The following is a 26,913-nucleotide window of genomic DNA, read 5'->3' as shown; positions in this document are numbered from 1 at the left end:
CCCTCATCTGCGCTACCAAAGGACACTTCATGCAAGACCAGAGCACACCCGACGGGTTGCAACGCGGGCTGAAGAACCGCCACATCCAGCTGATCGCGCTGGGCGGGGCGATCGGCACCGGCCTGTTCCTGGGAATCGCCCAGACCATCCAGTTGGCAGGCCCCTCGGTGCTGCTGGGTTATGCCATCGCCGGGCTGATGGCCTTCTTGATCATGCGCCAGCTGGGCGAGATGGTGGTCGAGGAGCCGGTGGCCGGCAGCTTCAGCCACTTCGCCCACCATTACTGGAGCGAGTTCGCCGGTTTCGTCTCGGGGTGGAACTACTGGGTGGTCTACGTGCTGGTGGGCATGGCCGAGCTGACCGCCGTGGGCATCTATGTGCAGTACTGGTGGCCCGATTTCCCGACCTGGGCCACGGCAGCCCTCTTCTTCGTGGTGATCAATGCCATCAACCTCACCCAGGTCAAGGTCTATGGCGAGCTGGAGTTCTGGTTCGCACTGGTCAAGGTCGTCGCCATCGTCAGCATGATCGGCTTCGGCGCCTGGCTGCTCGCCAGTGGCCATGGCGGCCCTGAAGCCAGCGTGGCCAACCTGTGGCAGTACGGTGGTTTCTTCCCTCACGGTGTCACCGGACTGGTCATGGCCCTGGCCGTCATCATGTTTTCCTTCGGCGGCCTGGAACTGGTCGGCATCACGGCGGCCGAAGCGGATGATCCGCGCCGCAGCATCCCCAAGGCGACCAACCAGGTGGTGTATCGCATCCTCATCTTCTATATCGGCGCCCTGGCGGTGCTCCTGGCCTTGTACCCCTGGCAGAAGGTGGTGCAGGGCGGTAGCCCGTTCGTGATGATCTTCCATGCCCTGGACAGCGACGTGGTCGCCACCGTGCTCAACGTCGTGGTGCTCACGGCGGCGCTGTCGGTGTACAACAGCTGCGTCTACGCCAACAGCCGCATGCTGTTCGGCCTGGCGAGCCAGGGCGATGCACCGCGCCAGTTGCTCAAGGTCAACCGTCGCGGCGTGCCGCTGGTGGCGCTGGGCGTCTCGGCGCTGGCCACCGGCTTGTGCGTGCTCATCAACTACCTGATGCCGGGCGAGGCCTTCGGTCTGCTGATGGCGCTGGCGGTGTCGGCGCTGGTGATCAACTGGGCGAGCATCAGCATCACCCACCTGAAGTTCCGCAAGGCCAAGCTGGCGGCCGGTGTGGTGCCGTTCTACCGCAGCCTGGGGCATCCGCTGACCAACTACCTGTGCCTGGCCTTCATCGTGCTGATACTGGTGGTGATGTACCTGACGCCACCGGTGCGCATTTCGGTGATGCTGATCCCGCTGTGGATCGTCGCGCTGTGGGTGGCGTTTCGCTTGAAGAAGGCCCGCCAGGCCAAAGCCTGACGGGCACCGTCAGTGTTGCCGGCGCCAGGCACGCACGGTGGTGTAGATCAGTACCACCGCCAGCACCGGCAGCACGTACAGCAGCATCATCCGCTCCAGGCGCTCGGCCAGCGGCATGCCGGTGGTGAAGGCCACCACATGCAGCCCATAGGCCAGGTATAGCGCCAGGAACACCAGACCCTCCGCGCGGGTGATGCGATAGCCCGAGTAGAACACCGGCAGGCTCAAGGCCGCGACGCCGAGCATCACCGGCAGGTCGAAGTCCAGGGCGTTCGGCGAGATCGACAGCGGCTCAGGGGTGACCAGGGCGGTCAGCCCCAGCACCCCGAACAGGTTGAACAGGTTGCTGCCGATCACCGTGCCCACGGCGATCTCGCGTTCGCCGCGCAAGGCGGCAAGCAACGCCGCCGCCAACTCCGGCAACGACGTGCACACCGCCACCACCGTCAGGCCGATGATCCGTTCCGACAGACCCAGGTCGGTGGCCACTTCCACGGCCGCCAGCAACAACAGGTGCCCCCCCAGGCTCAGCAGCGCCAGCCCACTGAACACCTGCAGCAGCGTCGTGCTCCAGAAGCGCGCAGCGCTGCGGTAGGCAGCAGTGGGCGCTGGGTAGGTGCGCGCATAGTGACGCGACTGGTGCCAGACCATGCCCAGGTAGCCCAGCATGCCCAGCAATAACAACGCACCCTCCCAGCGACCCAGTTCGCCATTGGTGGCCAGCAGGAACACCAGCGCGCTGGCCGCGATCATCAGCGGAATGTCCAGGCGCACCAGCTGGCGCGACACGCGCAGCGGCACGATCAGGGCGGCCAGGCCGAGGATCACCAGCACATTGAAGATGTTGCTGCCGATCACGCTGCCGACCGCCACGTCGGGCGCGCCCTGATAGGCGGCCTGCAGGCTGACCGTGAGCTGCGGCGCGGTACTGCCGAAGGCCACCAGGCTCAGGCCGATGATCAATGGCCTGACACGCAGGCGCGCTGCCAGCCGCAGGGCCATGCGCAGCAGTTGCTCGGCACCGAGCACCAGCAACACGAGGCCCGCTGCCAGTTGCAGGAGGCTGAAGGTCGGAAGGGTGGCGAGGTCGAAGATGGCAAGGCTCCCGTGAGGTCAGTCGCTCAGCCCTTGTACCCGGACGCGCGCCGTTCCGCTACGCAGCATGCCGATTTTTTCTGCACCAGCGCGTGACAGGTCGATGAGTCGGCCACGGGTATGCGGGCCGCGATCGTTGATGCGCACCACGACGCTGCGCTGGTTGGCCAGGTTGGTCACCAGCACCCGACTGCCGAACGCCAGGGTGCGGTGGGCGGCGGTCAGGCCGTGCTGGTCGAAGACTTCGCCGCTGGCGGTGCGGTTACCTTGATGGCGTGCACCGTAATAGGAGGCCGCGCCGGTTTCGTCGTAGCCGCGTGGGTCGACCGCCTGGTTGGCGCAACCGCCGAGCAGGGCGAGGGCAGTGAGGGATGTCGCGAAACGCATGGGTCGATCGAGGGCTCCGAGCTGACAGAAGCGGCGCAGGCTCATGGGAGCGGCGAGTCGCCGCTCCCATGAAGTCAGCCTTCGAGCTTGGCCTTGAGCAGTTGGTTCACCTGCCCGGGGTTGGCCTTGCCCTTGGAGGCCTTCATGGCCTGGCCGACGAAGAAGCCGAACATCTTGCCGCGCTTGGCCTCGTCGGCGGCGCGGTACTGCTCGACCTGTTCGGCGTTGGCCGCCAGCACATCGTCGAGCATGCGCTCGATCGCGCCGGTATCGGTGACCTGCTTCAACCCCTTGCTGTCGATGATGCTGTCCGCATCGCCTTCACCGGCGGCCATGGCCTCGAAGACGGTCTTGGCGATCTTGCCGCTGATGGTGTTGTCGCGAATGCGCTGCAACATCCCGCCCAGCCGTTCGGCGCTGACCGGCGACTGGTCGATCTCCACGCCCAGCTTGTTCAGCAGGCTGCCCAGCTCGACCATCACCCAGTTGGCGGCCAGCTTGGCGTCGCCGCCGATCTTCGCCACGTCCTCGAAGTAGTCCGCCTGTTCGCGGCTGGCGGCCAGCACGTTGGCATCGTAGGCCGACAGGCCGTACTGCTGCTGGAAGCGCTCGACCTTCTGTTGCGGCAGTTCCGGCAGGCCGGCACGCACGGTGTCCAGGAAGCTCGGCTCGATGACCACCGGCAGCAGGTCGGGGTCGGGGAAGTAACGGTAGTCGTTGGCTTCCTCCTTGCTGCGCATGGAGCGGGTCTGGTCCTTGTTGGGATCGTACAGGCGGGTTTCCTGAACCACCTTGCCACCGTCCTCGATCAGCTCGATCTGGCGCTGGATCTCGTGGTTGATCGCCTTCTCGATGAAGCGGAACGAGTTGACGTTCTTGATCTCGCAGCGGGTGCCGAACTCGACCTGGCCCTTGGGCCGCACCGACACGTTGCAGTCGCAGCGCAGCGAGCCTTCGGCCATGTTGCCGTCGCAGATGCCCAGGTAGCGCACCAGTGCGTGGATCGCCTTGACGTAGGCCACGGCCTCCTTGGCGCTGCGCATGTCCGGTTCGGAGACGATCTCCAGCAGCGGGGTACCGGCGCGGTTCAGGTCGATGCCGGTGGCGCCGTTGAAGTCTTCATGCAGGCTCTTGCCGGCATCTTCCTCCAGGTGCGCGCGGGTCACGCCGATGCGCTTGACCGTGCCATCCTCCAGGGCGATGTCCAGGTGGCCCTTGCCGACGATCGGCAGCTCCATCTGGCTGATCTGGTAACCCTTGGGCAGATCGGGGTAGAAGTAGTTCTTGCGCGCGAACACGTTGCGCGGCCCGATCTGGGCGTCGATCGCCAGGCCGAACATGCAGGCCATGCGCACGGCCTCCTGATTGAGCACCGGCAAGACCCCGGGCATGCCCAGGTCGACCAGGCTGGCCTGGGTGTTCGGCTCGGAACCGAAGGTGGTGGCGCTGCCGGAGAAGATCTTCGACGCGGTGGCGAGCTGGGTGTGAATCTCCAGCCCGATCACAACTTCCCATTGCATGTGTGAATTCCTCAGAAGCCGTTGGGGGCGCGGGTGTGCCAGTCGGTGACTTGCTGGTAACGGTGCGCGACGTTGAGCAGACGGCCTTCCTGGAAATACGGGGCCAGCAGTTGCACGCCCACCGGCAGGCCGTCGACGAAGCCGGCCGGCATCGACAGGCCCGGCAGGCCCGCCAGGTTGGCGGTGATGGTGTAGACGTCCTCGAGATAGGCGGCGACCGGGTCGTCGCTCTTGGCGCCGAGTTTCCAGGCCAGGTTCGGCGTGGTCGGGCCGAGAATCACGTCGACCTGTTCGAAGGCGGCCATGAAGTCGTTCTTGATCAGGCGGCGGATCTGCTGCGCCTTGACGTAGTAGGCGTCGTAGTAACCGGCCGACAGGGCGTAGGTGCCCACCATGATGCGTCGCTGCACTTCGCTGCCGAAGCCTTCGCCACGTGAACGCTTGTACAGGTCGGTGAGGTCCTTGGGGTCGGCGCAGCGATGGCCGAAGCGCACGCCGTCGAAGCGCGACAGGTTCGAGGACGCTTCGGCCGGGGCGATGACGTAGTAGGCCGGGATGGCATGCTGCATGTTCGGCAGGCTGATCTCCTTGACCACCGCGCCCAGTTGCTCGAGGGCCTTGACGCTGGCCTGCACGAGCTCACCGATGCGCGGGTCGAGCCCGGAACCGAAGTATTCCTTCGGCAGGCCGATGCGCAGCCCCTGGAGCGGGGCGTCGAGGCCGGCGCGGTAGTCCGGTACCGGCTCGTCGACGCTGGTGGAATCTTTCGGGTCGAAACCCGCCATGCCTTGCAGCAACAGGGCGCAGTCTTCGGCGGTACGCGCCATCGGCCCGCCCTGGTCGAGGCTGGAGGCGTAGGCGATCATGCCCCAGCGCGAGACCCGGCCATAGGTAGGCTTGAGGCCGGTGAGGCTGGTCAGGGCGGCCGGCTGGCGGATCGAGCCCCCGGTGTCGGTGCCGGTGGCCGCTGGCAGCAGGCGCGCGGCCACGGCCGCTGCCGAGCCGCCCGACGAGCCACCGGGCACGTGTTCGAGGCTCCACGGGTTCTTCACCGCGCCATAGTGGCTCGACTCGTTGGCCGAGCCCATGGCGAACTCGTCCATGTTGGTCTTGCCCAGGCTGACCATGCCGGCCTCGGCCAGGCGTGCGACCACGGTGGCGTCGTAGGGCGCGGTGAAGGTGTCGAGCATCTTCGAGCCGCAGCTGGTGCGCACGCCCTGGGTGCAGAACAGGTCCTTGTGGGCGATGGGGGCGCCCAGCAGCACGCCGTCTTCACCCTGAGCACGCCGCTGGTCGGCGTGGCGAGCCTGTTTCAGGGCCTGTTCGCGGGTGACGCTGATGAAGCTGTTGAGCTGGGGGTCGAGGCGCTCGATGCGCGCCAGCAGGGCGGTGGTCAGCTCTTCGGAGGAAAACGACTTGTCGGCGAGTCCGCGGGCGATCTCGGCCAGAGTGAGTTGATGCATGGCAGGCTCTATCCCTTACTCGATGACTTTCGGAACCAGGTACAGACCGTTCTCGGTCGACGGCGCCACGGCTTGGTAGCGGTCGCGCTGGTTGCCTTCGGTGACCTGGTCGGGACGCAGGCGCTGGGTGGCCTCGAGCGGGTGGGCAAGGGGCTCGATGCCTGAGGTGTCGACCGCTTGCATCTGGTCGACGAGCCCGAGAATACTGTTCAGGGCGTCGGTAATGCGTGGCAGTTCGCCTTCATTGAGGCCCAGGCGGGCCAGATGGGCGATCTTTTCCACGTCACAGCGTTCAAGCGCCATGGGGATCTCCAGGAAAAACGGAAACAGAATGTGTCCGTATTGAGGAACATGCCGGGATTCTGGCGGTCATACGGCCGCGATCATCGGCTGGCTTGCTCGGAAAAACTGCCAATTTACCATATTGGCTCCTTGCCCAAAATCCCCGCCATTGTTAGAGTTTGCCGCACTTTTTTACCCACGCTTTCCCCAGGGTCACTTTCCCATGTTCAAGAAACTGCGTGGCATGTTTTCCAGCGATCTGTCCATCGACCTGGGTACTGCCAACACCCTTATTTACGTGCGTGAGCGCGGTATCGTCCTGAATGAACCCTCGGTTGTTGCCATCCGTACCCACGGCAACCAGAAAAGCGTCGTGGCCGTCGGTACCGAAGCCAAGCGCATGCTGGGGCGCACTCCCGGCAACATCGCCGCCATCCGTCCGATGAAGGACGGTGTGATCGCCGACTTCAGCGTCTGCGAGAAGATGCTGCAGTACTTCATCAACAAGGTTCACGAGAACAGCTTCCTGCAGCCCAGCCCGCGTGTGCTGATCTGCGTGCCGTGCAAATCGACCCAGGTCGAGCGCCGTGCCATCCGCGAGTCGGCCCTGGGCGCCGGCGCGCGCGAAGTCTTCCTCATCGAGGAGCCCATGGCGGCGGCCATCGGTGCCGGCCTGCCGGTCGAAGAGGCCCGCGGCTCGATGGTCGTTGACATCGGTGGCGGCACCACCGAGATCGCGCTGATCTCGCTCAACGGCGTGGTCTACGCCGAGTCCGTACGCGTCGGCGGTGATCGCTTCGACGAAGCCATCGTGACCTACGTGCGGCGCAACTACGGCAGCCTGATCGGCGAGTCCACCGCCGAGCGCATCAAGCAGGAAATCGGCACCGCCTACCCAGGCGGCGAGGTGCGTGAAGTCGACGTGCGCGGCCGCAACCTGGCAGAAGGCGTGCCGCGTGCGTTCACGCTCAACTCCAGCGAGGTGCTCGAAGCGCTGCAGGAGTCCCTGGCGACCATCGTCCAGGCGGTCAAGAGTGCCCTGGAGCAATCGCCACCGGAGCTGGCCTCGGACATCGCCGAGCGCGGCCTGGTGCTGACCGGCGGTGGTGCACTGCTGCGCGACCTCGACAAGCTGCTGGCCCAGGAAACCGGCCTGCCGGTGATCGTCGCCGAAGACCCGCTGACCTGCGTGGCCCGTGGCGGTGGTCGTGCGCTGGAGATGATGGACAAGCACGCCATGGACCTGCTCTCCAGCGAGTGATCCCGGCGCTGCTGACCGCGCGCTGAACGATCGCCCGGTTTACAGGTGGCACGCACAGTGCTACCTGTATGTGCTGCGCTGACGTCCCTCGGGCGTCTTTTCCGTCAACCTGCAGGCAGGTGGCTGCATTGCGCAGTGCAATGACCGCCTGAATCGTCGTCCACGAGGAACGGCCCATTAAACCGCTTTTCTCCAAGGGCCCTTCGCTGGGCGTTCGTCTGCTCGTCCTGGTGGTGATGTCGGTCGCGCTGATGGTGGTCGACTCGCGCTTCGACGTGCTCAAGCCCGTGCGCAGCCAGATGGGCCTGGTGCTGATGGAGTCGTACTGGGTCACCGACCTGCCCCAACGTGTGTGGCAGGGCGTGGCCGGACAGTTCGGCAGCCGCACCGAGCTGATCGCCGAGAACGAGAAGCTCAAGACCGAAGCGCTGCTGCTGCAGGGGCGCTTGCAGAAGCTGGCCGCGCTCACCGAACAGAACGTGCGGCTGCGCGAGCTGCTCAATTCCTCCGCGCTGGTCAACGAGAAGGTCGAGGTGGCCGAGCTGATCGGCGTCGACCCCAACCCGTTCACCCACCGCATTCTCATCAACAAGGGCGAGCGCGACGGCGTGTTCCTGGGTCAGCCGGTGCTCGATGCCCGCGGCCTGATGGGCCAGGTGGTCGAGCTGATGCCCTACACCTCGCGCGTGCTGCTGCTCACCGATACCACCCACAGCATCCCCGTGCAGGTCAATCGCAATGGCCTGCGCGCCATCGCCAGCGGCACCGGCAATCCGGAGCGCCTGGAGCTGCGTCACGTCGCCGACACGGCCGACATCAAGGAAGGTGACCTGCTGGTGAGCTCGGGCATGGGCCAGCGCTTCCCCGCAGGGTACCCGGTGGCCACGGTCAACGAGGTGATCCACGACTCCGGCCAGCCTTTCGCCATCGTGCGCGCCATTCCCACCGCCGCGCTCAACCGCAGCCGCTACATGCTGCTGGTGTTCAGCGACCGGCGTACCCCGGAGCAGCGCGCCACCGACGCCGCCATCGCCCAGGAAGAAGCTGACCGCCAGGGCGCCAAGGACGGCCATCCAGCTACCCCGGCCGGGCAGAACCCGGCATCCGCCGGCGAGGCGCCAGCCCACGCGCCGAACGCCTCCGGTGCCTCGACGCCCGCCCACGGCAGTTCCACCTCTCACCCGGCCGCCGCGCCGGCCCAGCCACGGAGCGAATGATGGCCAGCACCCGTAGCAGAAATGGCTGGGTCATCTGGCTGACCTTCGTCATCGGCCTGTTGCTCAGCGTCACCCCGATGCCGCAGTTCATGGAGGTGTTCCGCCCCATGTGGCTGGCGTTGTTGCTGGCGTTCTGGACCCTGGCGGTGCCGAGCAAGGTCGGCATGACCACCGCGTTCGTCCTGGGCCTGGCCGAAGACGTGCTGTACGGCACGCTGCTGGGGCAGAACGCACTGATCCTCACCCTGATCACCTTCCTGGTGCTGTCACTGCAACAGCGCCTGCGCATGTTCCCCGTCTGGCAGCAGAGCCTGGTGATCCTGGTGGTCTTCGGCATCGCCCAGTTGCTCCAGCTGTGGCTCAGTGCCCTGACCGGCAACCGTTTGCCGACCCTGGCGCTGGTCTGGTCGGCGGTGATCAGCGCCTTGCTCTGGCCCTGGATCAGCTTCGCCCTGCGCGACCTGCGCCGACGCCTGCACATCCACTGACGCGCCGCACTGACAGGGAAACGTCCACATGACCGCACTGTACCTGGCCTCGGGCTCGCCGCGCCGCCGTGAACTGCTGGCGCAGATCGGCGTGCGCTTCACCCCCATCGACGCCCCCGTCGACGAGACACCGTTGCCCAGCGAGACGCCCCAGGCCTACGTCGAGCGCCTGGCGCTGGCCAAGGCCGCGGCCGGCTTCGCGGCGTTGCAAGGCCCGGGCGTGGTGCTCGGGGCCGATACCGCCGTGGTGCTCGACGGCACCATTCTTGGCAAACCCACCGACCGCGAGCATGCATTGGCCATGCTCGGCGATCTGTCCGGGCGCGAGCATCAGGTGCTCACCGGCGTCGCCGTCACCGACGGCCAACGCTCGTCGAGCCTGTGCGTCGCGACCCAGGTGCGCTTTCGTGCCATCTCGTTCGATGAAGCCTGGCGCTACTGGGCCAGCGGCGAGCCGCTCGACAAGGCGGGCGGCTACGCCATCCAGGGGCTGGGCGCGGTGTTCGTCAGTGCCATCGCCGGCAGCTATTCGGCGGTGGTGGGCCTGCCCCTGAGCGAGACCGCCGAGCTGCTCGAACAGTTCGCCATCCCCTGCTGGCAGCACGAGGAAACCGCTTGACGCTGGCCAGACGCGCGCCAGCCATCCATCATTAGCCAAGACCTTTGACGAGAACTGCCATGAGTGAAGAGATCCTGATCAACATCACCCCGATGGAGTCACGCGTGGCAGTGGTGGAAAACGGCGTTCTGCAGGAGGTGCATGTCGAGCGCACCCAGCGCCGGGGCATCGTCGGCAACATCTACAAAGGCAAGGTGGTACGCGTGTTACCTGGCATGCAGGCGGCATTCGTCGACATCGGTCTGGAGCGCGCCGCCTTCATCCATGCCTCGGAAATTTCCCAGCGCGAAGGCTCGGCCGTCGAGACCATCACCGCCTTGGTGCACGAAGGTCAGGCCCTGGTCGTGCAGGTCACCAAAGACCCGATCGGCACCAAGGGCGCGCGGCTCACCACCCAGCTGTCGATTCCCTCGCGCTACCTGGTGTACATGCCGCGCAGCAGCCACGTCGGCATTTCCCTGAAGATCGAGGACGAGGCCGAGCGAGACCGACTCAAGCAAGTGGTCAGCGATTCGATGAACCAGGAAAACCTCAAGGACGCCGGCGGCTTCATCCTGCGCACGGCAGCCGAGGGCGCCCGCGCCGAAGACATTCTCCAGGACATCCGCTACCTGCGTCGGCTCTGGGAACAGATCGCCAGCCAGATGCAGAGCTGCGGCGCACCCACGGTCATCTACGAAGACCTCGGTCTGGCTCTGCGCACCCTGCGCGATCTGGTGCACCCGAAGATCGAGAAGATCCGTATCGACTCCAGGGAGACCTTCCAGAAAACCACCCAGTTCGTCGAAGAGCTCATGCCCGAGATCGCCGACCGGCTCGAGCACTATCCCGGCGAGCGGCCGATCTTCGATCTCTACGGTGTCGAGGACGAGATCCAGCGCGCCCTGGAGCGCAAGGTGCCGCTCAAGTCCGGCGGCTACCTGGTGGTCGACCCGGCCGAGGCGATGACCACCATCGACGTCAATACCGGCGCCTTCGTCGGTCATCGCAACCTCGAAGAGACCATCTTCAAGACCAACCTCGAAGCCGCCACGGCGATCGCCCGGCAACTGCGCCTGCGCAACATCGGGGGCATCATCATCATCGACTTCATCGACATGGAAGACGAGGATCACCGCCGCCAGGTGCTGCGTACCCTGGAAAAGCAGCTCGAGCGCGATCACGCCAAGACCAACATCATCGGCATCACCGAGCTGGGCCTGGTGCAGATGACCCGCAAGCGCACCCGCGAAAGTCTCGAACAGGTGCTGTGCGAGCCCTGCATGGCCTGTCAGGGCCGCGGCAAGCTGAAGACGCCCGAGACCATTTGCTACGAAATCTTCCGTGAAATCCTCCGTGAGGCCCGTGCCTACCAGGCCGAGGGCTATCGCGTGCTGGCCAACCAGAAAGTGGTCGATCGGCTGCTGGACGAGGAATCGGGCAACGTCGCCGAGCTGGAAGCGTTCATCGGGCGAACCATTCGCTTTCAGGTCGAGTCCATGTATTCCCAGGAACAATACGATGTGGTGCTGCTCTGACTCGCGCTGATCACCCCGAGCCCTTTGCGAAAACGCCGCCAGCGACCATAGTTGATGGACGACTCGGAGGGCCTTGGTCATGGGACGTCTGAACCGGGCCCTGGGCGCCACCCGTTGGGGCCTTGGCCTGTGCGCATTGCTGACCGTGCTGGTAGCGCTGTATGTGAGCATCGGGCGGCAACTGGCACCTCTGGTCGCCGAATACCGTGCCGAGGTTCAGGACAAGGCCGAGCAGGCATTGGGTATCCCAGTGCACATCGGCGCCCTGGAAGGGCGGTGGAGCGGCCTTGCGCCGGTACTGCGGGTCAGCGACCTGCAACTGGGCGATGGTGCCGCTGCGTTGCGCCTGGACGAGGTGAAGCTGGTCCCTGACCTCTGGGCCAGCCTCAAGGCCCGCGAACTGCGCCTGGCACATATCCAGTTCGCTGGCCTGCAACTGATCGTGCGTCAGGACGCGCAGGGCGAGTGGACCCTGCAAGGCCTGCCGAAGAAGGACGACGAGCCGTTCGATGCCGCCAAGGTGCTGCGCCAGTTGCGCCAACTGGGGCGAATCGATGTCTTCGACAGTCAGGTCACGCTCCAGCCCCAGGGCCGTGAGCCGCTCACCCTGACCTACGTCAGCCTGGGCCTGAAGGCCAATCCATCGCGACAGCAGATCGAACTGCAGGCTACCCTGCCGGACGGTCAACCCTTGGCGCTGAGCCTCAACAGCCGCGCCCAGCCCCAGACCTGGCGCGAGGGTAGCTACCAGGGCTATCTGAGCCTGCCGCAGAGCGACTGGGCGCAATGGCTGCCACCGAGTCTGCTGGGGCAGTGGCATGCCGAGCGCCTGCATGGCGGCGGTGAGGTGTGGATCGATTGGCAGCAAGGAAAACTGCAGCGCGGCGTGGCCCGCGTGAATGCGCCCACGCTCCGAGGCGCCTACGCCGAGCGCAAGACCATCACGCTGGAAAATGTGGCGTTGTCAGCCTGGGTGCGGGAGGGGACACAGGGTTACGAAGCGATGGTGGACTCGCTGGCGGCGAGCATCGGCCAGGCGCGTTGGGAGAGTCGCGTCCAGGCGCGTCAGGTGCCTGGCAAGGAGGCTGCGGACGAGACATGGCAAGTCCAGGCCGACCGGCTCGACCTCACGCCGCTCACCCCGGTGATCGAAGCGCTGGCGCCCCTGCCCGACAAGCTCATGACCGTGGTCGATGCCCTGAACGTCACCGGCTCGCTGCGCAACGTGCGCCTGCACGTCAAGCCGCAGGCCGAGGGCGACCAGCGGCTGGCGTTCGCCGCCAACCTGGACAACGTCGGCTTCGACGCCTATCACGGCGCGCCGGCCGCCGGAAACGTCAGCGGCAGCATCGAGGGCGATCTGGGCCATGGCGAACTGCGCCTGGACAGCGACGCCTTCATGCTGCACCTGTCCCCGATCTTCGCCAAGCCCTGGCACTACCGCAAAGCCAATGCGCAGCTCACCTGGGCGCTGGACGGCGACGGCTTCACCCTGATCGCGCCCTACATCAAGGTACTGGGCGAGGAAGGCAACATCGCTGCGGACTTTCTCATCCGCTTCAGGTTTCACGAGCAGCAGGCCGACTACATGGACCTGCGCGTCGGCCTGACCGACGGCGACGGGCGCTACACCGCCAAGTATCTGCCGCAGGTGCTCAGTCCGGCCCTGGATGAATGGCTGCGCAGTGCCATCGTCAAGGGCAAGGTCGACGAAGGCTACTTCCAGTACCAGGGTTCGCTCAATCACGATGCCCCGGCCCACTCTCGCAGCATCAGCCTGTTCTTCGACGTACACGATGCCACCCTGGACTTCCAGCCGGGCTGGCCCCAGGTGCAGCAGGTCCAGGGCAAGGTACGCATCCAGGACAATGGCGTGCACATCCAGGCCGACAAGGGGCTGCTGCTGGGCACGAAGGTCAGCGATGTGCAGGTCGATATTCCCCCGGTCCAGGGCGATCAGCACAGCCACCTGTACCTGGACGGCACCTTCGACGGCAGCCTGGGTGATGGCCTGAAGATTCTCAAGCAGGCGCCCATCGGCACCGGTGAAATCTTCGCCGGCTGGGAGGGCGAGGGGCCGCTGCGTGGCAAGCTCAAGCTCGACATCCCGCTGGAGCACGGCCAGCGGCCCAAGGTGAAGGTCGACTTCGCCACCCGCGATGCGCGTCTGAAAGTGGAACCCCCCGCGCTCGAACTCAGCCGTCTGAAGGGTGATTTCAACTTCGACCTGGACAAAGGCTTGAGCGGCAAGGACATCACCCTCCAGGCGTTCGGCAAGCCTGTCACTGCGCAGATCTTCGCCGAGGGTCAGGACGGACAGATCCAGACCCGCATCCAGGCTTCCGGTCAGGTGGCGCTGCAGTCGCTGACCGATTGGCTGCAGGTCAAGCAACCGCTGCCGGCCTCGGGCGATCTGCCATTCCAGTTGCAATTGAAATTGGGCAGCCGCGACAACCGCCTGGACATCGATTCATCGCTCAAGGGCCTGATCATCGACCTGCCAGCACCGTTCGGCAAGGCGATGACCACCGTGCGCGACAGCAGCTTCGGCATGACTCTGCAAGGCCAGGAGCGACGTTTCGAGGCGCGTTACGCCGACCTCGCGCAACTGGCCTACGCCACTACGCTGGACAAGCCTGAACAGGGGCGCGGCGAATTGGTGCTCGGTGGCGCGAGCGCCAGTGTGCCCAGCGGCCAGGGCCTGCGCGTGCGCGGTCGGCTGGAGTCGCTGGACCTCGAACCCTGGCAGCAGCAAATGGGCAAGTACGCGGGCCAGGATCCCGGCGGCAGCGCCCGACAGACCGTGCAGAGCGTCGACCTGAGCATCGGTCGGCTCAGCGCCTTCGGCACCGTGCTCAACCAGGCCGTCGTGCGCCTGGGGCGGGTCGCCAGCGCCTGGGACCTGCGCGTGGACAGCCGCGAGGTGATGGGCAATGCGCGCATTCCTGACGCCAAGGCAGCACCCTTGGTGGTCACGTTGCAGACACTGCGCCTGCCGCCCGCCAATCCCGAGCAGGAGAACGCCGACGACGCCCCCGACCCATTGGCTTCGTTCGATCCGCGCAAGACGCCCCTGCTGGACCTGAGCATCGACAGGCTCTATCGCGGCGACGACCTGTTCGGCCGCGTGGCGCTGAAGCTGCGTCCTTCCTCGCGCGGTGTCGCCATCAACGATATCGACCTCGACCTCAAGGGCTTGCGCGTCGATGGCAGCGCAGGCTGGGACGCAGCGTCCGCAGGCAGCGCCAGTTGGTACAAAGGCCGCGTGCAAGGCGCCAATCTTGGTGATGTGCTCAAGGCCTGGGGCTTCGCCCCCACCGTGACCAGCCGCAGCTTCCGCATGGACGTGGATGGCCGCTGGCCCGGTTCCCCCGCCTCCGTCAGTCTCAAACGCTTTTCCGGGAGTCTCGATGCCGCACTGCGTACCGGGCAATTCGTCGAAGTCGAGGGCGGGGCCCAGGCCCTTCGCGTCTTCGGCCTGCTCAACTTCAACTCCATCGGTCGTCGCCTGCGCCTGGACTTCTCCGACCTGTTCGGCAAGGGACTGGCCTACGACCGGGTCAAGGGGCTGCTGGTGGCCAGCGAAGGCGTATACGTCACTCGCAAGCCCATCGCGGTCACGGGGCCGTCGAGCAATTTCGAACTCGACGGTACTCTCGACCTGGTGCGCGACCGCATCGACGCCAACTTGCAGGTGAGCCTGCCGGTGACCAACAACCTGCCGCTGGCGGCGCTCATCGTCGGCGCTCCTGCAGTGGGCGGTGCGCTGTTTCTGGTCGACCGACTGATCGGCGACAGGGTCGCGCGGTTCGCCAGCGTGCATTATCGCGTTCAGGGTCCGGTCAAAGAGCCTAAGATTACCTTTGTGAAGCCTTTCGACAAGTAATCAGGGAGCCCCCATGAAGCCAGCGGTTATCCAGATGGTCAGCCAGGATGACATTCCGGCCAACCTGCAGCGGGCGCGGGCCCTGCTGGAGCAGGCCGCTGCCGATGGCGCGCGCCTGGCCGTGCTGCCGGAGAACTTTGCGGCCATGGGTCGGCGTGACGCCGCTGCGATCGGTCGTGCCGAGGCCCTGGGGCAGGGACCGATCCTGCCATGGTTGAAAAACACCGCCCGCGACCTCAGGTTGTGGATCGTGGCAGGTACTTTGCCACTGCCCCCGGCCGATGCACCGCAGGCCAAGGCACGTGCCTGTTCGCTGCTGGTCGACGATCACGGTGAACAGGTCGCCCGCTACGACAAGTTGCACCTGTTCGATGTGGACGTGGCCGACAATCGCGGACGGTATCGCGAATCGGACGATTACGCCCACGGTGCCAAGGTGGTGGTGGCTGATACACCTGTGGGGAAGCTGGGTCTGACGGTGTGCTACGACCTGCGTTTCCCGGAGCTCTACAGCGCCCTGCGCGAAGCCGGCGCCGAACTGATCAGCGCGCCGGCAGCCTTCACTGCGGTGACGGGCGCAGCGCACTGGGAAGTGCTGATTCGCGCCAGGGCGATCGAAACCCAGTGCTATGTGCTGGCGGCCGCGCAGGGTGGAGTGCACCCTGGAGAGCGCGAGACCCACGGTCATGCGGCGATCGTCGACCCGTGGGGGCGGATACTGGCCGAACGGTCCAAGGGCGAGGCGGTGCTGCTCGCCGATCGCGACCCCGAACAACAGGCGTCCATCAGGGCGCGTATGCCGGTCGCTTCGCACCGGCGCTTTTTTCCGCAGGACGCCATGCGCCCTGCGTACACCTCGGAGTGACTATGAGCCAGATGTTATCGACCGTCAGCGATCAGCTGCTGGCGCCAGGCGGACTGACCCTCGACAGCTTGCAGGCTGTGCTGGGTGAGCTGGCCGGGCCTGGCATCGATGCGGCCGACCTGTACTTTCAGGGGCAGATCTCGGAAACCTGGGCTCTGGAAGACGGTATCGTCAAGGAAGGCAGTTTCAATCTCGACCAAGGCGTCGGCGTGCGTGCTCTGTCCGGTGAGAAGACCGGTTTCGCCTACAGCAACGCGATCGACCTCCCGGCCCTGACCTCGGCGGCACGGGCCGCACGGTCGATCTCGCGAGCAGGTCAGAACGGCACCGTGCAGGCGTTCCACTCGCAGGATGTCACCGCGCTGTATGCCCCGGGCAACCCGCTGGACGTGCTCAGCCGGGCTGAAAAGGTCGAGCTGCTCAAGCGCGTCGATGCTGCCACGCGCGCCCTGGACACGCGCATCCAGCAGGTCAGCGTGAGCATGGCCGGGGTCTGGGAGCGCATCCTGGTGGCCGCCGCCGATGGCAGCCTGGCAGCGGATGTTCGACCGCTGGTGCGTTTCAACGTCAGCGTCATCGTCGAGCACAACGGTCGCCGCGAGCGCGGTGGCCAGGGCGGTGGCGGGCGTACCGACTATCGCTATTTCACCGAGGAACGCGTCATGGGCTATGCCCGCGAGGCGCTGCGCCAGGCACTGGTCAACCTCGAAGCGCAACCGGCGCCGGCGGGCACCTTGCCAGTGGTCCTCGGTCCGGGCTGGTCGGGGGTGCTGCTGCACGAAGCGGTCGGCCACGGGCTGGAAGGCGATTTCAACCGCAAGGGCAGCTCGGCCTACAGTGGGCGCATCGGTGAGCAGGTGGCGTCCAAGTTTTGCACCATCGTCGATGACGGCACGTTGCAGGACCGTCGAGGTTCGCTCAGCGTCGACGACGAAGGTACGCCCACCGAGTGCACCACCCTGATCGAGAACGGTATTCTCAAAGGCTACATGCAGGACAAGCTCAATGCGCGTCTGATGGGCATGGCGGTCACCGGCAACGGCCGGCGCGAATCCTACGCGCACCTGCCCATGCCGCGCATGACCAACACCTACATGCGCGCAGGCCAGAGCGATCCGCAGGAAATCATCGCCTCGGTGAAGAAGGGCATCTATTGCGCCAACCTGGGCGGCGGGCAGGTGGATATCACCAGCGGCAAGTTCGTGTTTTCCACCAGCGAGGCGTACCTCATCGAGGACGGCAGGATCACCGCACCGGTCAAGGGGGCGACCCTGATCGGCAATGGTCCGGAGGCGATGAGCCGGGTGTCCATGGTGGGTAACGACCTGGCACTGGACAGCGGCGTGGGCACCTGCGGCAAGGATGGACAGTCGGTGCCGGTCGGTGTGGGCCAGCCGACCCTCAAACTCGACGCCATCACCGTGGGCGGGACCGGCGCTTGACCGCTGCAGGGGCCGCTGCGCGCAGCAGCCCCGGCCGCGCTTCAGCGCAGTCCGCGCTGCAGCTCGTCGAGGTCGCGGATGTACTTGAACACCTTGCGCGCGGCGGCAGGGGGCTTGTTCCTGGCCTTTTCGTGCTGCGCATGACGCACCAGCGAGCGCAGGTGCTGGCGATCGGTTTCCGGGAATTCGCCGACGAAGCGCTCGAGGTCTTCGTCGTTGCCGTCGATCAGCCGATCGCGCCAGCGCTCGAGCCCATGAAAACGCTCGTTGTACTGGCGTGTGGAACTGTCGATCTGCTCCAGCAGCGCCTGGATCGCGTCCACGTCCTGTACGCGCATCAGCTTGCCGACGAACGACATGTGGCGTTTGCGAGCACCATGGGCCGTGTGCCGGGACGCCTCTTCCAGGGCCTTGCGCAGCTCGTCGGTGAGTGGCAGGCGGGCGAGGGTGTCGGGCTTGAGCGTGGTGAGGCGTTCGCCGAGTTCGACCAGCGCATGCAGTTCGCGCTTGATCTGGGTCTTGCTTTTTTCGCCGTCGAAGGCGTCGTCGTATGAATCAACCATGGTGGCAGTCCGCAGGAAATCGCCGCCATAATAACCAGTCGGGGACCGCTTTGTCCGGTCCGGTCGTGCTACGGCCCTCGCCGAACGCAGAATTTGAGTGGAGAACAGCATGAGTGCAGTCCAGAGCATAGGCCCCCAGGACCTGCCGGCGTTGCAGGAACAGGTGGAGGCGATCGTCGCCGAAGCTCGGCGCCAGGGTGCCAGCGCCTGCGAGGTGGCGGTCTCCCTGGAGCAGGGCCTGTCGACCAGCGTGCGTCAGCGCGAGGTGGAAACGGTCGAATTCAACCGGGACCAGGGCTTCGGCATCACCCTGTACGTCGGCCAGCGCAAAGGTTCGGCGAGCACCTCGGCCAGTGGCGCCGATGCCATCCGCGAAACGGTCGCCGCTGCCCTGGCGATCGCCCGGCATACCTCCGAGGATGCCTGCTCCGGCCTGGCCGATGCCGCCCTTATGGCGCGCGACATGCCTGATCTGGACCTCTACCACGACTGGGACATCGCGCCCGAGCGCGCCATCGAGCTGGCTCTGGAATGCGAGGCGGCTGCGTTCGACACCGACAAGCGCATCGTCAACGCCGATGGCACCAGCCTCAACACCCATCAGGGCGTTCGGGTCTATGGCAACAGCCACGGCTTCGTGGGCGGCTATGCCTCCACTCGCCACAGCCTGAGCTGCGTGATGATCGCCGAAAGCCAAGGGCAGATGCAGCGCGACTACTGGTACGACGTCAATCGTCAAGGGCCACTGCTGGCCGACCCGCGCAGCATCGGCCAACGCGCGGCCCAGCGTGCGATAGGGCGCCTGGGCGCGCGTCCGGTGCCCACCTGCGAGGTGCCAGTGCTGTTCGCGGCGGAGTTGGCAGGCGGACTGTTCGGCAGCTTCCTGTCGGCGATTTCCGGAGGCAATCTGTACCGCAAGTCTTCTTTCCTCGAAGGCGCTCTCGGTCAGCGCCTCTTTCCCACCTGGCTGACGCTCGACGAGCGCCCGCACATCCCGCGTGCCCTTGGCAGCGCCACGTTCGATGGCGACGGCCTGGCCACCTACGCGAAACCGTTCGTGGAGAAGGGTGAGCTGGTGTCCTACATCCTCGGCACTTACTCCGGCCGTAAACTGCAACTGCCGAGCACGGCCAACGCGGGCGGCGTGCACAACCTGTTCGTCACCCATGGCACGCAAGACCAGGCGGAGCTGATCCGCAGCATGGGGCGTGGCCTGCTGGTGACCGAACTGATGGGGCATGGGTTGAACATGGTGACCGGCGATTACTCCCGCGGCGCAGCGGGTTACTGGGTCGAAAACGGTGAGATCCAGTTTGCGGTTCAGGAAGTGACGATCGCTGGCAACATGAAAGATATGTTCCAGCAAATCGTCGCAATTGGCAGCGATATCGAGAAAAGAAGCAACATCCAGACCGGTTCGGTGCTGATCGAGCGCATGACCGTCGCCGGCAGCTGACCACCGGCGACTTGCGCAGTAACGAAGAACCCGGCCCGCGTGCCGGGTTTTTTGTCACTACGAATAGGCTTGAAGTGATTCTATTTATCAATTAATAATGAATATCATTACCTGGCTACTCCGGCGATGATGTTCATGAAAACCGTTCTCCACGAGCTTCCCTACCTGGAAAACTGGCGCTGGCTCAGCCGGCGCATCCGCTGCGCGCTGGACCCGGACGAGCCGCGTCTGGTCGAGCATTACCTCGCCGAGGGCCGCTATCTGGTGTGCTGTACCGAGACCAGCGCCTGGACCGTGGCACTGACCTCCCTGCGCCTGCTGCTCGACACCGCCTGCGATCGCATGCTGCCGTGGCATTGGCGCTGCCATTGCCTGGACCAGGCCTGGCGACCCCTGCTGGACCTGCGCAATCTCGACCGCCGCGACGGCAATCAGCGCTGGCAGCCCTATGCGTTGCAGTTGGCCAATTGCGTGCTGCTGCCTTCGATTTCTCCCGATGAACTGATGCAAGGATTCGACGATGAGTGATACCCGTATCGAACGTGACAGCATGGGCGAGTTGCAGGTGCCGGTTCAGGCCCTGTATGGCGCCCAGACCCAGCGCGCGGTCGATAACTTCCCGGTCAGTGGCCAGCGCATGCCGCTGCAGTTCATCCGCGCCTTGCTGCTGGCCAAGGCGGCGGCTGCCAAAGCCAACGTCGAGTTGGGCCAGTTGAGCGAGCCGCAGGGGGCCGCCATCGTCCAGGCTGTCGAGCAACTGCTGGACGGCGATTTCATCGAGCATTTCCCGGTGGACGTGTTCCAGACCGGTTCCGGCACCAGTTCCAACATGAACGCCAACGAGGTGATCGCCACCCTTGCCAGTCGAGTGTTGGGCGACCAGGTCAATGCCAACGACCACGTCAACTGTGGGCAGAGCAGCAACGACATCATCCCGACCACCATCCATGTGAGCGCTGCCCTGGCCCTGCACGAGCAGCTGTTGCCGGCACTTGAGCATCTGGCCCAGACGATCGAGCACAAGGCCGAGCAGGTACACCGCTTCGTCAAGACCGGCCGTACGCACCTGATGGATGCCATGCCGGTGCGCATGAGCCAGGTGCTGGGCGGTTGGGCCGCACAGATCCGCGGTGCCCACGCCCAGCTGGAGGCCTGCTTGCCAGCGCTGCAGGCGCTGGCGCAAGGCGGCACGGCGGTCGGTACCGGGATCAACGCCCATCCCCATTTCGCGGCAGGCTTCGCCAAGGCGCTGGGCGGTCTCACCGGCATCGCCTTCACCCCGGGGGCGAATCTGTTCGCGCTGATTGGCTCGCAGGACACCGCCGTGGCCTTGTCCGGTCAGCTCAAGACCACGGCCGTCGCGCTGATGAAGATCGCCAACGATCTGCGCTGGATGAACTCCGGGCCTCTGGCCGGGCTGGGCGAGATCGAGCTCGAAGGCTTGCAGCCTGGCTCCTCGATCATGCCCGGCAAGGTCAACCCGGTGATTCCCGAAGCCACCGCCATGGTCGCTGCGCAGGTGATCGGCAACGACGCCACCATCGCCGTCGCCGGCCAGTCGGGCAACTTCGAACTCAACGTGATGCTCCCGGTGATCGCCCGCAACCTGCTGGAGAGCATCGAACTGATGGCCAACGTCAGCCGCCTGTTGGCCGACAAGGCCATCGCCACGTTCAAGGTCAACGAGCCCAAGCTCAAGGAAGCGCTGTCCCGCAATCCGATCCTGGTCACCGCCCTGAACCCGATCATCGGTTATCTGAAGGCCGCCGAGATCGCCAAGACCGCCTACAAGCAGGGGCGGCCGATCATCGATGTGGCCCTCGAGCACACCGACCTGTCACGCGACCAACTGGAGTCCTTGCTGGATCCGGAGAAACTGACTGCAGGCGGCATCTGAGCCGCGGTCCTCACCAGGAGAGACGTCATGCAACACTTCAAGCGCACCACGGACATCGCCAACCAGTTGTTCGAGCGAGGCGAGCTGATCGACGCCCGGGAGCATTACCTGCAGGCCCTGGCCCTCGCGCAGGTGCTGTTCGAGCGCTGGCATGACGTCGACCAGGCGGTGGCGGTCTTCGTCATCGCTCATCACAACCTGGCCGACCTGCACCTGCGGCTGAACCAGCCCCATGAAAGCGCCGACTACCTGTGTGCCGCTCATCAGCGACTGCTGCAGGCCAGTCAGGACTCGCGCCTGGCCGCGCCGCTGCGTGAAGCGGCGTTGCGCCACAGTGGGCGCACCTACACCGAGCTGCTGAACTTCATCGGCGAATACGGCCAGTACCCTCGTACCGAGCGCCTGCTCCAGCGGCAGGCAGTCCAGGCGAGTGAGCTCGCCGTCCGTCCGGACACCTTCTCACGCCCACCTGCCTATGGAATCCATTGACATGCCCCATACCTTGCCTGATCTGCCCTACGCCTACGATGCGCTGGAACCGCACATCGACGCCCAGACCATGGAAATTCACCACAGCAAGCACCACCAGACCTACATCAACAACCTCAATGCTGCGATCGAGGGCACCGAGTGGGCCGAATGGCCGGTGGAGAAGCTGGTCGGCGAGGTCAAGCAGCTCCCCGAAAAGCTCCAGGGTGCGGTGGTCAACCAGGGGGGCGGGCACGCCAATCACAGTCTGTTCTGGAAAGTGATGTCCCCAAGCGGGGGCGGTCAGCCCTCGGGCCAGCTGGCAGAGGCCATCCAGGCCCAACTGGGCGGCTTCGACGCTTTCAAGGAGGCGTTCACCAAGGCGGCGCTCAGCCGTTTTGGCAGCGGCTGGGCATGGCTGAGCGTGACCCCGCAAAAGACCTTGGTCGTGGAGAGCAGCGGTAACCAGGACAGCCCGCTGATGCACGGCAACACACCCGTGTTGGGTCTGGATGTGTGGGAGCATGCCTACTACCTCAAATACCAGAACCGCCGGCCGGAGTACATTGGCGCCTTCTACAACGTCATCGACTGGGCGGAAGTGGAACGTCGTTACCTAGATGCCATCAAGTGAGCCGGCCCCTATGCGCTCGCAGGTGATGTCCGTCAGTAGCGTGCGCCTGTTCCGCCTGGCGCTCGGGACGCTACTCATGCTGGTCGGCACGGCGTTGCTGGTGGCCCGTGGCATCGCCTGGCTCGATCTGGAGCCACGCATGCTGCGGGCGCTGGAGGGGGGCGCCTTGTGCGCCCTGGGCACCGCACTGGGAGCGGTGCCGGTGCTGGTGATCCGCAACATGCCGGTGACGGTCGCCGATACCCTTCTGGGCTTTGGCGCCGGGGTGATGCTGGCGGCGACGGCATTCTCGCTGATCATCCCGGGGCTGGATGCCGCCCAGGCCATCGGTTTCACGCCGTGGGGGGCTGGCGCGCTGGTCAGCGCAGGGTTGCTGGCAGGGGCGTTTTGCCTGTTCCTGATCGACCTGCGTGTCGGCAGGGCCTCACCTGAAGCCTTGATGGTGCAGGACGGGCAGCCGGTGGTCGCTGCGCGGGTCTGGTTGTTCGTGGCGGCGATCATCGCGCACAACATTCCCGAAGGCATGGCGATCGGCGTGTCAGCCGGGGGCGGCATGCCCGACGCCGACAGCCTGGCCATGGGCATCGCCCTTCAGGACGTGCCCGAGGGGCTGGTCATCGCGCTGGTTCTGGCCGGAGCCGGCATGCACCGGTTCAAGGCTTTCCTGATCGGCGCCGCGTCGGGGCTGGTCGAGCCGTTGGCGGCCCTGATCTGCGCCTGGCTGGTGAATGTCGCACAGTTGTTGCTGCCACTGGGCTTGGCTTGCGCCGCAGGCGCGATGCTGCTGGTGGTGACCCAGGAAATCATTCCGGAGTCGCGCAGCAACGGCAATCACCGTCTTGCCAGCCTGGGGCTGTGCATCGGCTTCTGCCTGATGATGGTGATGGATACGGCGATGTCCTGAGGTCTGCTGAGGATCTCGGGATCATTCGCCCTCGTCGAAGAAGTTCTCGATCAGCTCCACCAGGGCTTGCAGGGCCTGTTCGTCCTGTTCGCCCTCGGTGCTCAGGTGCACCGGAGTACCTTTGCCCGCCGCCAGCATCATCACCGCCATGATGCTCTTGCCGTCCACCATTTTGTCAGGCGCACGACCAATACGGACCTGGCAGGGAAACTTTCCTGCCACACCGACGAACTTGGCGGCCGCCCGGGCATGCAGGCCCAGCTTGTTGATGATGGTGATTTCACGGGCGGGCATCGTCGGGTGGATCCTGTGTGTTAGAGGTCGCGGTGGCGGACCTGGACGTTTTTCAAGGTGCTCTGCAGCTGTCGACCAAGGCGTTCGGTGAGATAGACCGAGCGGTGATGCCCCCCGGTACACCCGATGGCGATGGTCACATAGGCCCGATTGCTTGCAGCGAAGCGCGGCAGCCATTTGAGCAGGTAGCTGGAGATGTCCTGATACATGTCTTCGACGTCCGGCTGTGCTGCCAGGTAGTCAATGACCGGCTGTTCGAGGCCGGAGTGCTCACGCAACTCAGGCTTCCAGTAGGGATTGGGCAGGCAGCGTACGTCGAACACCAGGTCGGCGTCCACTGGCATACCGCGCTTGAAACCGAAGGACTCCACCAGGAAGGCGGTGCCAGGCTCAGGCTGGCTCAGCAGGCGCAACTTGATCGCATCGCGCAGCTGGTACAGGTTCAGGCGGGTGGTGTCGATCTTGAGGTCGGCCAGGTCTGCGATAGGGCCAAGCAATTCGGTCTCGAAGCGAATCGCCTCGGCGAGCGACCGGTTGGGGTTGGTCAAGGGGTGACGACGACGTGTTTCGGAAAAACGCTTCAACAGCGTATCTTCATCGGCGTCGAGATAGACCACATCGCACTGGATGTGTCGGGCGCGGGCCTCATCGAGCAGTTCGGGGAAGCGCGACAAGTGGCTTGGCAGATTGCGTGCGTCGATGGACACCGCGACCTTGGGCTGCGACAGCTCCGTGTTGATGAGGGCGCTTTCGGCCAATTGGGGCAAGAGCCCCGCTGGCAGGTTATCGATGCAGTAGTAGCCGCTGTCCTCCAATACATCGAGCGCGGTGCTCTTGCCGGAGCCGGATCGGCCGCTGACGATGATCAGTCGCATGTTCTAGAGCTCGTTCTGGGCGTTCAGGACGACTTGATAGAGGGCTTCGTTGCTATCGGCGGCGCGAAGGCGATCGCGAACGTCCTTGCGATCGAGCATGCCCGCAATCTGACTCAACAATTTGAGATGACCGTCCGTAGCCGCTTCGGGCACCAGCAGAACGAACAGCAGATCGACCGGCGCGCCATCGATGGCGTCGTAGTCGATTGGCGAGCTCAGGTGCAGCAGGGCACTGACCGGCTGGGTGCAGCCTTCCAGGCGACAGTGCGGAATGGCGATACCGTTACCAAAACCGGTCGAACCCAGTCTCTCGCGTGCGAGAAGCTTTTCGAAGACGTCCTGCATCTTCAGCTCGGGCACTTGAGCGGCAATGAGGGTGGCGACCGTTTCCAGGACGCGCTTCTTGCTGCCGCCCGGCACGTTCACCAGGGAACGGCCGGGGGTCAGGATGGATTCTAGTCGTGTCATGAATGAGGGGGATCAGCGAGCGCCTGCACCTTGCAGCAGGCTTTGCTGTTTTTCCTTGTGTTTTTTCAGTTGGCGGTCGAGCTTGTCGGCCAAGGCGTCTATCGCTGCATACATGTCTTCATGTTCGGCGTTGGCCACCACTTCACCACCTGGAATCTGCAGGGTGGCTTCGACCTTCTGCTGCAGTTTCTCGACCTTCAGAATGACCTGCACGTTGGTGATCTTGTCGAAATGACCCTCAAGGCGGCCCAGCTTCTCGAGCACATAGTTGCGCAGCGGTTCGGTCACTTCTACATGGTGTCCACTGATGTTGGGTTGCATACAGCCTCTCCTTTCGTTGCCGTGCATAAAGAGGCAGGTATTGCACCTGCCACTGAAACGCTGTGGCACATCCGGCGTCACATCAGTCGCTTGCGCTCGCTGGACGGTGCAATGCCCAGCGACTCGCGGTACTTGGCGACGGTGCGACGAGCAACCTGGATGCCTTGTGCCTCCAGTAAACCAGCGATCTTGCTGTCACTCAATGGCTTTTTCTGATTTTCCGTCGCAACCAGTTTCTTGATGATTGCGCGGATCGCCGTGGACGAACATTCGCCGCCTTCGGCAGTACTCACGTGGCTCGAGAAAAAGTATTTCAACTCATAGATGCCACGGGGCGTATGCATGTATTTCTGGGTCGTGACCCGCGAGATGGTCGATTCGTGCATGCCCACCGCCTCGGCGATGTCATGGAGCACCAGGGGTTTCATGGCTTCGTCACCATGGTCGAGGAAGCCGCGCTGATGCTCGACGATTTGCGTGGCGACCTTCATCAGCGTTTCATTGCGGCTTTGCAGGCTCTTGATGAACCAGCGGGCCTCCTGCAACTGGTTGCGCATGAAGGTGTTGTCGGCGCTGGTGTCGGCGCGGCGCACGAATCCTGCGTACTGGGCATTGACCCGCAGTCGCGGAACCGCCTCCTGGTTCAGCTCGACCAGCCAGCGATCGCTGTCCTTGCGCACGATGACGTCGGGCACCACGTACTCCGGCTCGCTGGACTCGATCTGCGAGCCAGGGCGCGGGTTGAGGCTCTGCACCAGTTCGATGACCTGGCGCAGTTCATCTTCCTTGAGCTTCATGCGGCGCATCAGCTGGCTGTAGTCACGGCTGCCGAGCAGATCGATGTAGTCGGTGACCAGGCGTTGAGCCTCGGCCATTTTCGGTGTGCTGGCCGGCAATTGTCGTAACTGCAGCAGCAGGCACTCGCCCAGCGTGCGGGCACCGACACCCGCCGGTTCGAACTGCTGGATGCGGTGCAGGACGGCCTCCACCTCATCCAGTTCGATGTCCAGTTCGGCGTCGAACCCTACGCAGATTTCTTCGAGGCTGTCTTCGAGGTAGCCCTGCGCATTGATGCTGTCGATGAGGGTGACGGCGATGAGTCGGTCGGTGTCCGACATCGGGGCGAGGTTGAGCTGCCAGAGCAGGTGGCTCTGCAGGCTCTCGCCAACCGAGGTGCGCGTGGTGAAATCCCACTCGTCGTCGTCGTTGCTTGGCAGGCTGCTGGCGCTGGTCTGGTAGATGTCTTCCCAGGCCGTGTCGACTGGCAGCTCGCTGGGGATGCGTTCGCTCCACTCGCCCTCTTCGGATGATTCACCGCTGCCGGCGCTTTCCTGGAAGCTGGTGTCCTGAGGTTCGGCAACCGGCTTGCTGTCGCCGTTCTCGGCCATCGGATCGCTGTTGTCGAAGTCGTCGCCTTCTTCCTGGCGCTCGAGCATCGGGTTGGATTCCAGCGCTTCCTGGATTTCCTGCTGGAGATCCAGGGTGGAAAGCTGGAGCAGACGAATGGCCTGTTGCAACTGCGGGGTCATCGTCAGTTGCTGGCCCATTTTTAGGACGAGCGATGGTTTCATGGCTGGGGCTTAATACCTTGTTCGCCGGC

The 26,913-nt window shown here is 64.8% G+C and carries 26 protein-coding genes; 15 read left to right on the top strand and 11 right to left on the bottom strand.

Annotated features, from left to right (window positions below; all coding sequences use genetic code 11):
- The first annotated feature begins 29 nt into the window (after positions 1 to 29).
- On the top strand, positions 30 to 1,391 hold the full coding sequence (locus tag IAE34_RS12150) for an amino acid permease (protein ID WP_200139202.1): 1,362 nt from the start codon (positions 30 to 32) through the stop codon (positions 1,389 to 1,391).
- Positions 1,392 to 1,400: 9 nt separating this feature from the next.
- On the opposite strand, the gene IAE34_RS12145 is transcribed toward IAE34_RS12150, so the two are convergent.
- The 5 genes from IAE34_RS12145 to gatC all read right to left on the bottom strand — a co-directional run bounded on the left by IAE34_RS12145 (position 1,401) and on the right by gatC (position 6,159).
- On the bottom strand, positions 1,401 to 2,426 hold the full coding sequence (locus IAE34_RS12145; RefSeq protein ID WP_442793226.1) for a calcium/sodium antiporter: 1,026 nt from the start codon (positions 2,424 to 2,426) through the stop codon (positions 1,401 to 1,403).
- A gap of 78 nt (positions 2,427 to 2,504) precedes the next feature.
- Positions 2,505 to 2,873: a septal ring lytic transglycosylase RlpA family protein gene (locus IAE34_RS12140; RefSeq protein ID WP_200139201.1), complete on the bottom strand. Its 369-nt coding sequence runs from the start codon at positions 2,871 to 2,873 to the stop codon at positions 2,505 to 2,507.
- A 74-nt stretch (positions 2,874 to 2,947) separates the two neighbouring features.
- Complete coding sequence (gene gatB / locus IAE34_RS12135) at positions 2,948 to 4,393, bottom strand: Asp-tRNA(Asn)/Glu-tRNA(Gln) amidotransferase subunit GatB (RefSeq protein WP_200139200.1); 1,446 nt, start codon at positions 4,391 to 4,393, stop codon at positions 2,948 to 2,950.
- A gap of 11 nt (positions 4,394 to 4,404) precedes the next feature.
- Positions 4,405 to 5,856 (bottom strand): Asp-tRNA(Asn)/Glu-tRNA(Gln) amidotransferase subunit GatA, encoded by a 1,452-nt coding sequence (gatA, locus tag IAE34_RS12130; protein ID WP_200139199.1) that lies wholly within the window; start codon positions 5,854 to 5,856, stop codon positions 4,405 to 4,407.
- A gap of 15 nt (positions 5,857 to 5,871) precedes the next feature.
- Entirely contained in the window at positions 5,872 to 6,159 is a 288-nt protein-coding gene (gene gatC, locus IAE34_RS12125) for an Asp-tRNA(Asn)/Glu-tRNA(Gln) amidotransferase subunit GatC (protein WP_200139198.1), read from the bottom strand.
- A gap of 202 nt (positions 6,160 to 6,361) precedes the next feature.
- Here gatC and mreB point away from each other — a divergent pair, with 202 nt between their 5' ends.
- The 8 genes from mreB (at position 6,362) to tldD (ending at position 17,433) form a co-directional block, all read left to right on the top strand.
- Entirely contained in the window at positions 6,362 to 7,399 is a 1,038-nt protein-coding gene (gene mreB / locus IAE34_RS12120) for a rod shape-determining protein MreB (RefSeq protein ID WP_200139197.1), read from the top strand.
- A 236-nt stretch (positions 7,400 to 7,635) separates the two neighbouring features.
- A complete protein-coding gene (gene mreC / locus IAE34_RS12115) occupies positions 7,636 to 8,616 on the top strand; it encodes a rod shape-determining protein MreC (protein ID WP_233631111.1) in 981 nt (326 codons plus the stop codon).
- On the top strand, positions 8,616 to 9,104 hold the full coding sequence (mreD, locus tag IAE34_RS12110; RefSeq protein ID WP_200139196.1) for a rod shape-determining protein MreD: 489 nt from the start codon (positions 8,616 to 8,618) through the stop codon (positions 9,102 to 9,104). Before mreC ends, mreD begins: the two co-directional genes overlap by 1 nt.
- A gap of 28 nt (positions 9,105 to 9,132) precedes the next feature.
- Positions 9,133 to 9,723, top strand: a complete 591-nt coding sequence (locus IAE34_RS12105; RefSeq protein WP_200139195.1) for a Maf family protein — start codon at positions 9,133 to 9,135, stop codon at positions 9,721 to 9,723.
- A gap of 59 nt (positions 9,724 to 9,782) precedes the next feature.
- Positions 9,783 to 11,240: a ribonuclease G gene (rng, locus tag IAE34_RS12100; RefSeq protein WP_200139194.1), complete on the top strand. Its 1,458-nt coding sequence runs from the start codon at positions 9,783 to 9,785 to the stop codon at positions 11,238 to 11,240.
- A 79-nt stretch (positions 11,241 to 11,319) separates the two neighbouring features.
- Positions 11,320 to 15,126 carry a YhdP family protein gene (locus IAE34_RS12095; protein ID WP_200139193.1) on the top strand — a complete coding sequence of 1,269 codons (3,807 nt, stop codon included), beginning with the start codon at positions 11,320 to 11,322 and terminating at the stop codon, positions 15,124 to 15,126.
- A gap of 13 nt (positions 15,127 to 15,139) precedes the next feature.
- Positions 15,140 to 15,991 (top strand): carbon-nitrogen hydrolase family protein, encoded by an 852-nt coding sequence (locus IAE34_RS12090; protein WP_200139192.1) that lies wholly within the window; start codon positions 15,140 to 15,142, stop codon positions 15,989 to 15,991.
- Between the two features lie 2 nt (positions 15,992 to 15,993).
- Positions 15,994 to 17,433, top strand: coding sequence for a metalloprotease TldD (tldD, locus tag IAE34_RS12085; protein ID WP_200139191.1), 1,440 nt, complete (start codon positions 15,994 to 15,996; stop codon positions 17,431 to 17,433).
- 41 nt (positions 17,434 to 17,474) lie between these two features.
- Here the strand turns inward: tldD and yjgA are convergent, their stop codons facing one another.
- The gene (gene yjgA / locus IAE34_RS12080) at positions 17,475 to 17,996 is read right to left on the bottom strand and encodes a ribosome biogenesis factor YjgA (RefSeq protein ID WP_200139190.1); all 522 of its coding nucleotides are present in this window, start codon (positions 17,994 to 17,996) and stop codon (positions 17,475 to 17,477) included.
- 109 nt (positions 17,997 to 18,105) lie between these two features.
- On the opposite strand from yjgA, the gene pmbA reads away from it, so the two are divergent.
- The 6 genes from pmbA to IAE34_RS12050 all read left to right on the top strand — a co-directional run bounded on the left by pmbA (position 18,106) and on the right by IAE34_RS12050 (position 23,355).
- Positions 18,106 to 19,452, top strand: coding sequence for a metalloprotease PmbA (pmbA, locus tag IAE34_RS12075; protein ID WP_200139189.1), 1,347 nt, complete (start codon positions 18,106 to 18,108; stop codon positions 19,450 to 19,452).
- A 126-nt stretch (positions 19,453 to 19,578) separates the two neighbouring features.
- Entirely contained in the window at positions 19,579 to 19,980 is a 402-nt protein-coding gene (locus IAE34_RS12070; protein WP_080754701.1) for a FagA protein, read from the top strand.
- Positions 19,973 to 21,349 (top strand): class II fumarate hydratase, encoded by a 1,377-nt coding sequence (locus IAE34_RS12065; RefSeq protein WP_200139188.1) that lies wholly within the window; start codon positions 19,973 to 19,975, stop codon positions 21,347 to 21,349. The genes IAE34_RS12070 and IAE34_RS12065 overlap by 8 nt, the downstream gene beginning before the upstream one ends.
- 27 nt (positions 21,350 to 21,376) lie before the next feature.
- Positions 21,377 to 21,838 (top strand): hypothetical protein, encoded by a 462-nt coding sequence (locus IAE34_RS12060; protein ID WP_200139187.1) that lies wholly within the window; start codon positions 21,377 to 21,379, stop codon positions 21,836 to 21,838.
- Position 21,839: 1 nt separating this feature from the next.
- Entirely contained in the window at positions 21,840 to 22,451 is a 612-nt protein-coding gene (locus tag IAE34_RS12055) for a superoxide dismutase (protein WP_200139186.1), read from the top strand.
- Positions 22,452 to 22,461: 10 nt separating this feature from the next.
- The gene (locus IAE34_RS12050) at positions 22,462 to 23,355 is read left to right on the top strand and encodes a ZIP family metal transporter (protein WP_200139185.1); all 894 of its coding nucleotides are present in this window, start codon (positions 22,462 to 22,464) and stop codon (positions 23,353 to 23,355) included.
- Between the two features lie 21 nt (positions 23,356 to 23,376).
- Here IAE34_RS12050 and IAE34_RS12045 read toward each other — a convergent pair whose 3' ends face one another.
- The 5 genes from IAE34_RS12045 to IAE34_RS12025 all read right to left on the bottom strand — a co-directional run bounded on the left by IAE34_RS12045 (position 23,377) and on the right by IAE34_RS12025 (position 26,884).
- Positions 23,377 to 23,649 (bottom strand): HPr family phosphocarrier protein, encoded by a 273-nt coding sequence (locus tag IAE34_RS12045; RefSeq protein WP_200139184.1) that lies wholly within the window; start codon positions 23,647 to 23,649, stop codon positions 23,377 to 23,379.
- 20 nt (positions 23,650 to 23,669) lie between these two features.
- Positions 23,670 to 24,524 (bottom strand): RNase adapter RapZ, encoded by an 855-nt coding sequence (gene rapZ, locus IAE34_RS12040; protein ID WP_200139183.1) that lies wholly within the window; start codon positions 24,522 to 24,524, stop codon positions 23,670 to 23,672.
- A gap of 3 nt (positions 24,525 to 24,527) precedes the next feature.
- Entirely contained in the window at positions 24,528 to 24,992 is a 465-nt protein-coding gene (gene ptsN / locus IAE34_RS12035) for a PTS IIA-like nitrogen regulatory protein PtsN (RefSeq protein WP_200139182.1), read from the bottom strand.
- Between the two features lie 12 nt (positions 24,993 to 25,004).
- A complete protein-coding gene (gene hpf / locus IAE34_RS12030; RefSeq protein WP_200139181.1) occupies positions 25,005 to 25,313 on the bottom strand; it encodes a ribosome hibernation-promoting factor, HPF/YfiA family in 309 nt (102 codons plus the stop codon).
- A 77-nt stretch (positions 25,314 to 25,390) separates the two neighbouring features.
- A complete protein-coding gene (locus IAE34_RS12025; protein ID WP_200139180.1) occupies positions 25,391 to 26,884 on the bottom strand; it encodes an RNA polymerase factor sigma-54 in 1,494 nt (497 codons plus the stop codon).
- Positions 26,885 to 26,913: the final 29 nt, after the last annotated feature.

Source organism: Pseudomonas sp. S30 (assembly GCF_016518545.1).
GTDB lineage: Bacteria > Pseudomonadota > Gammaproteobacteria > Pseudomonadales > Pseudomonadaceae > Aquipseudomonas.
This window is presented reverse-complemented; position numbering and strand designations above follow the sequence as displayed.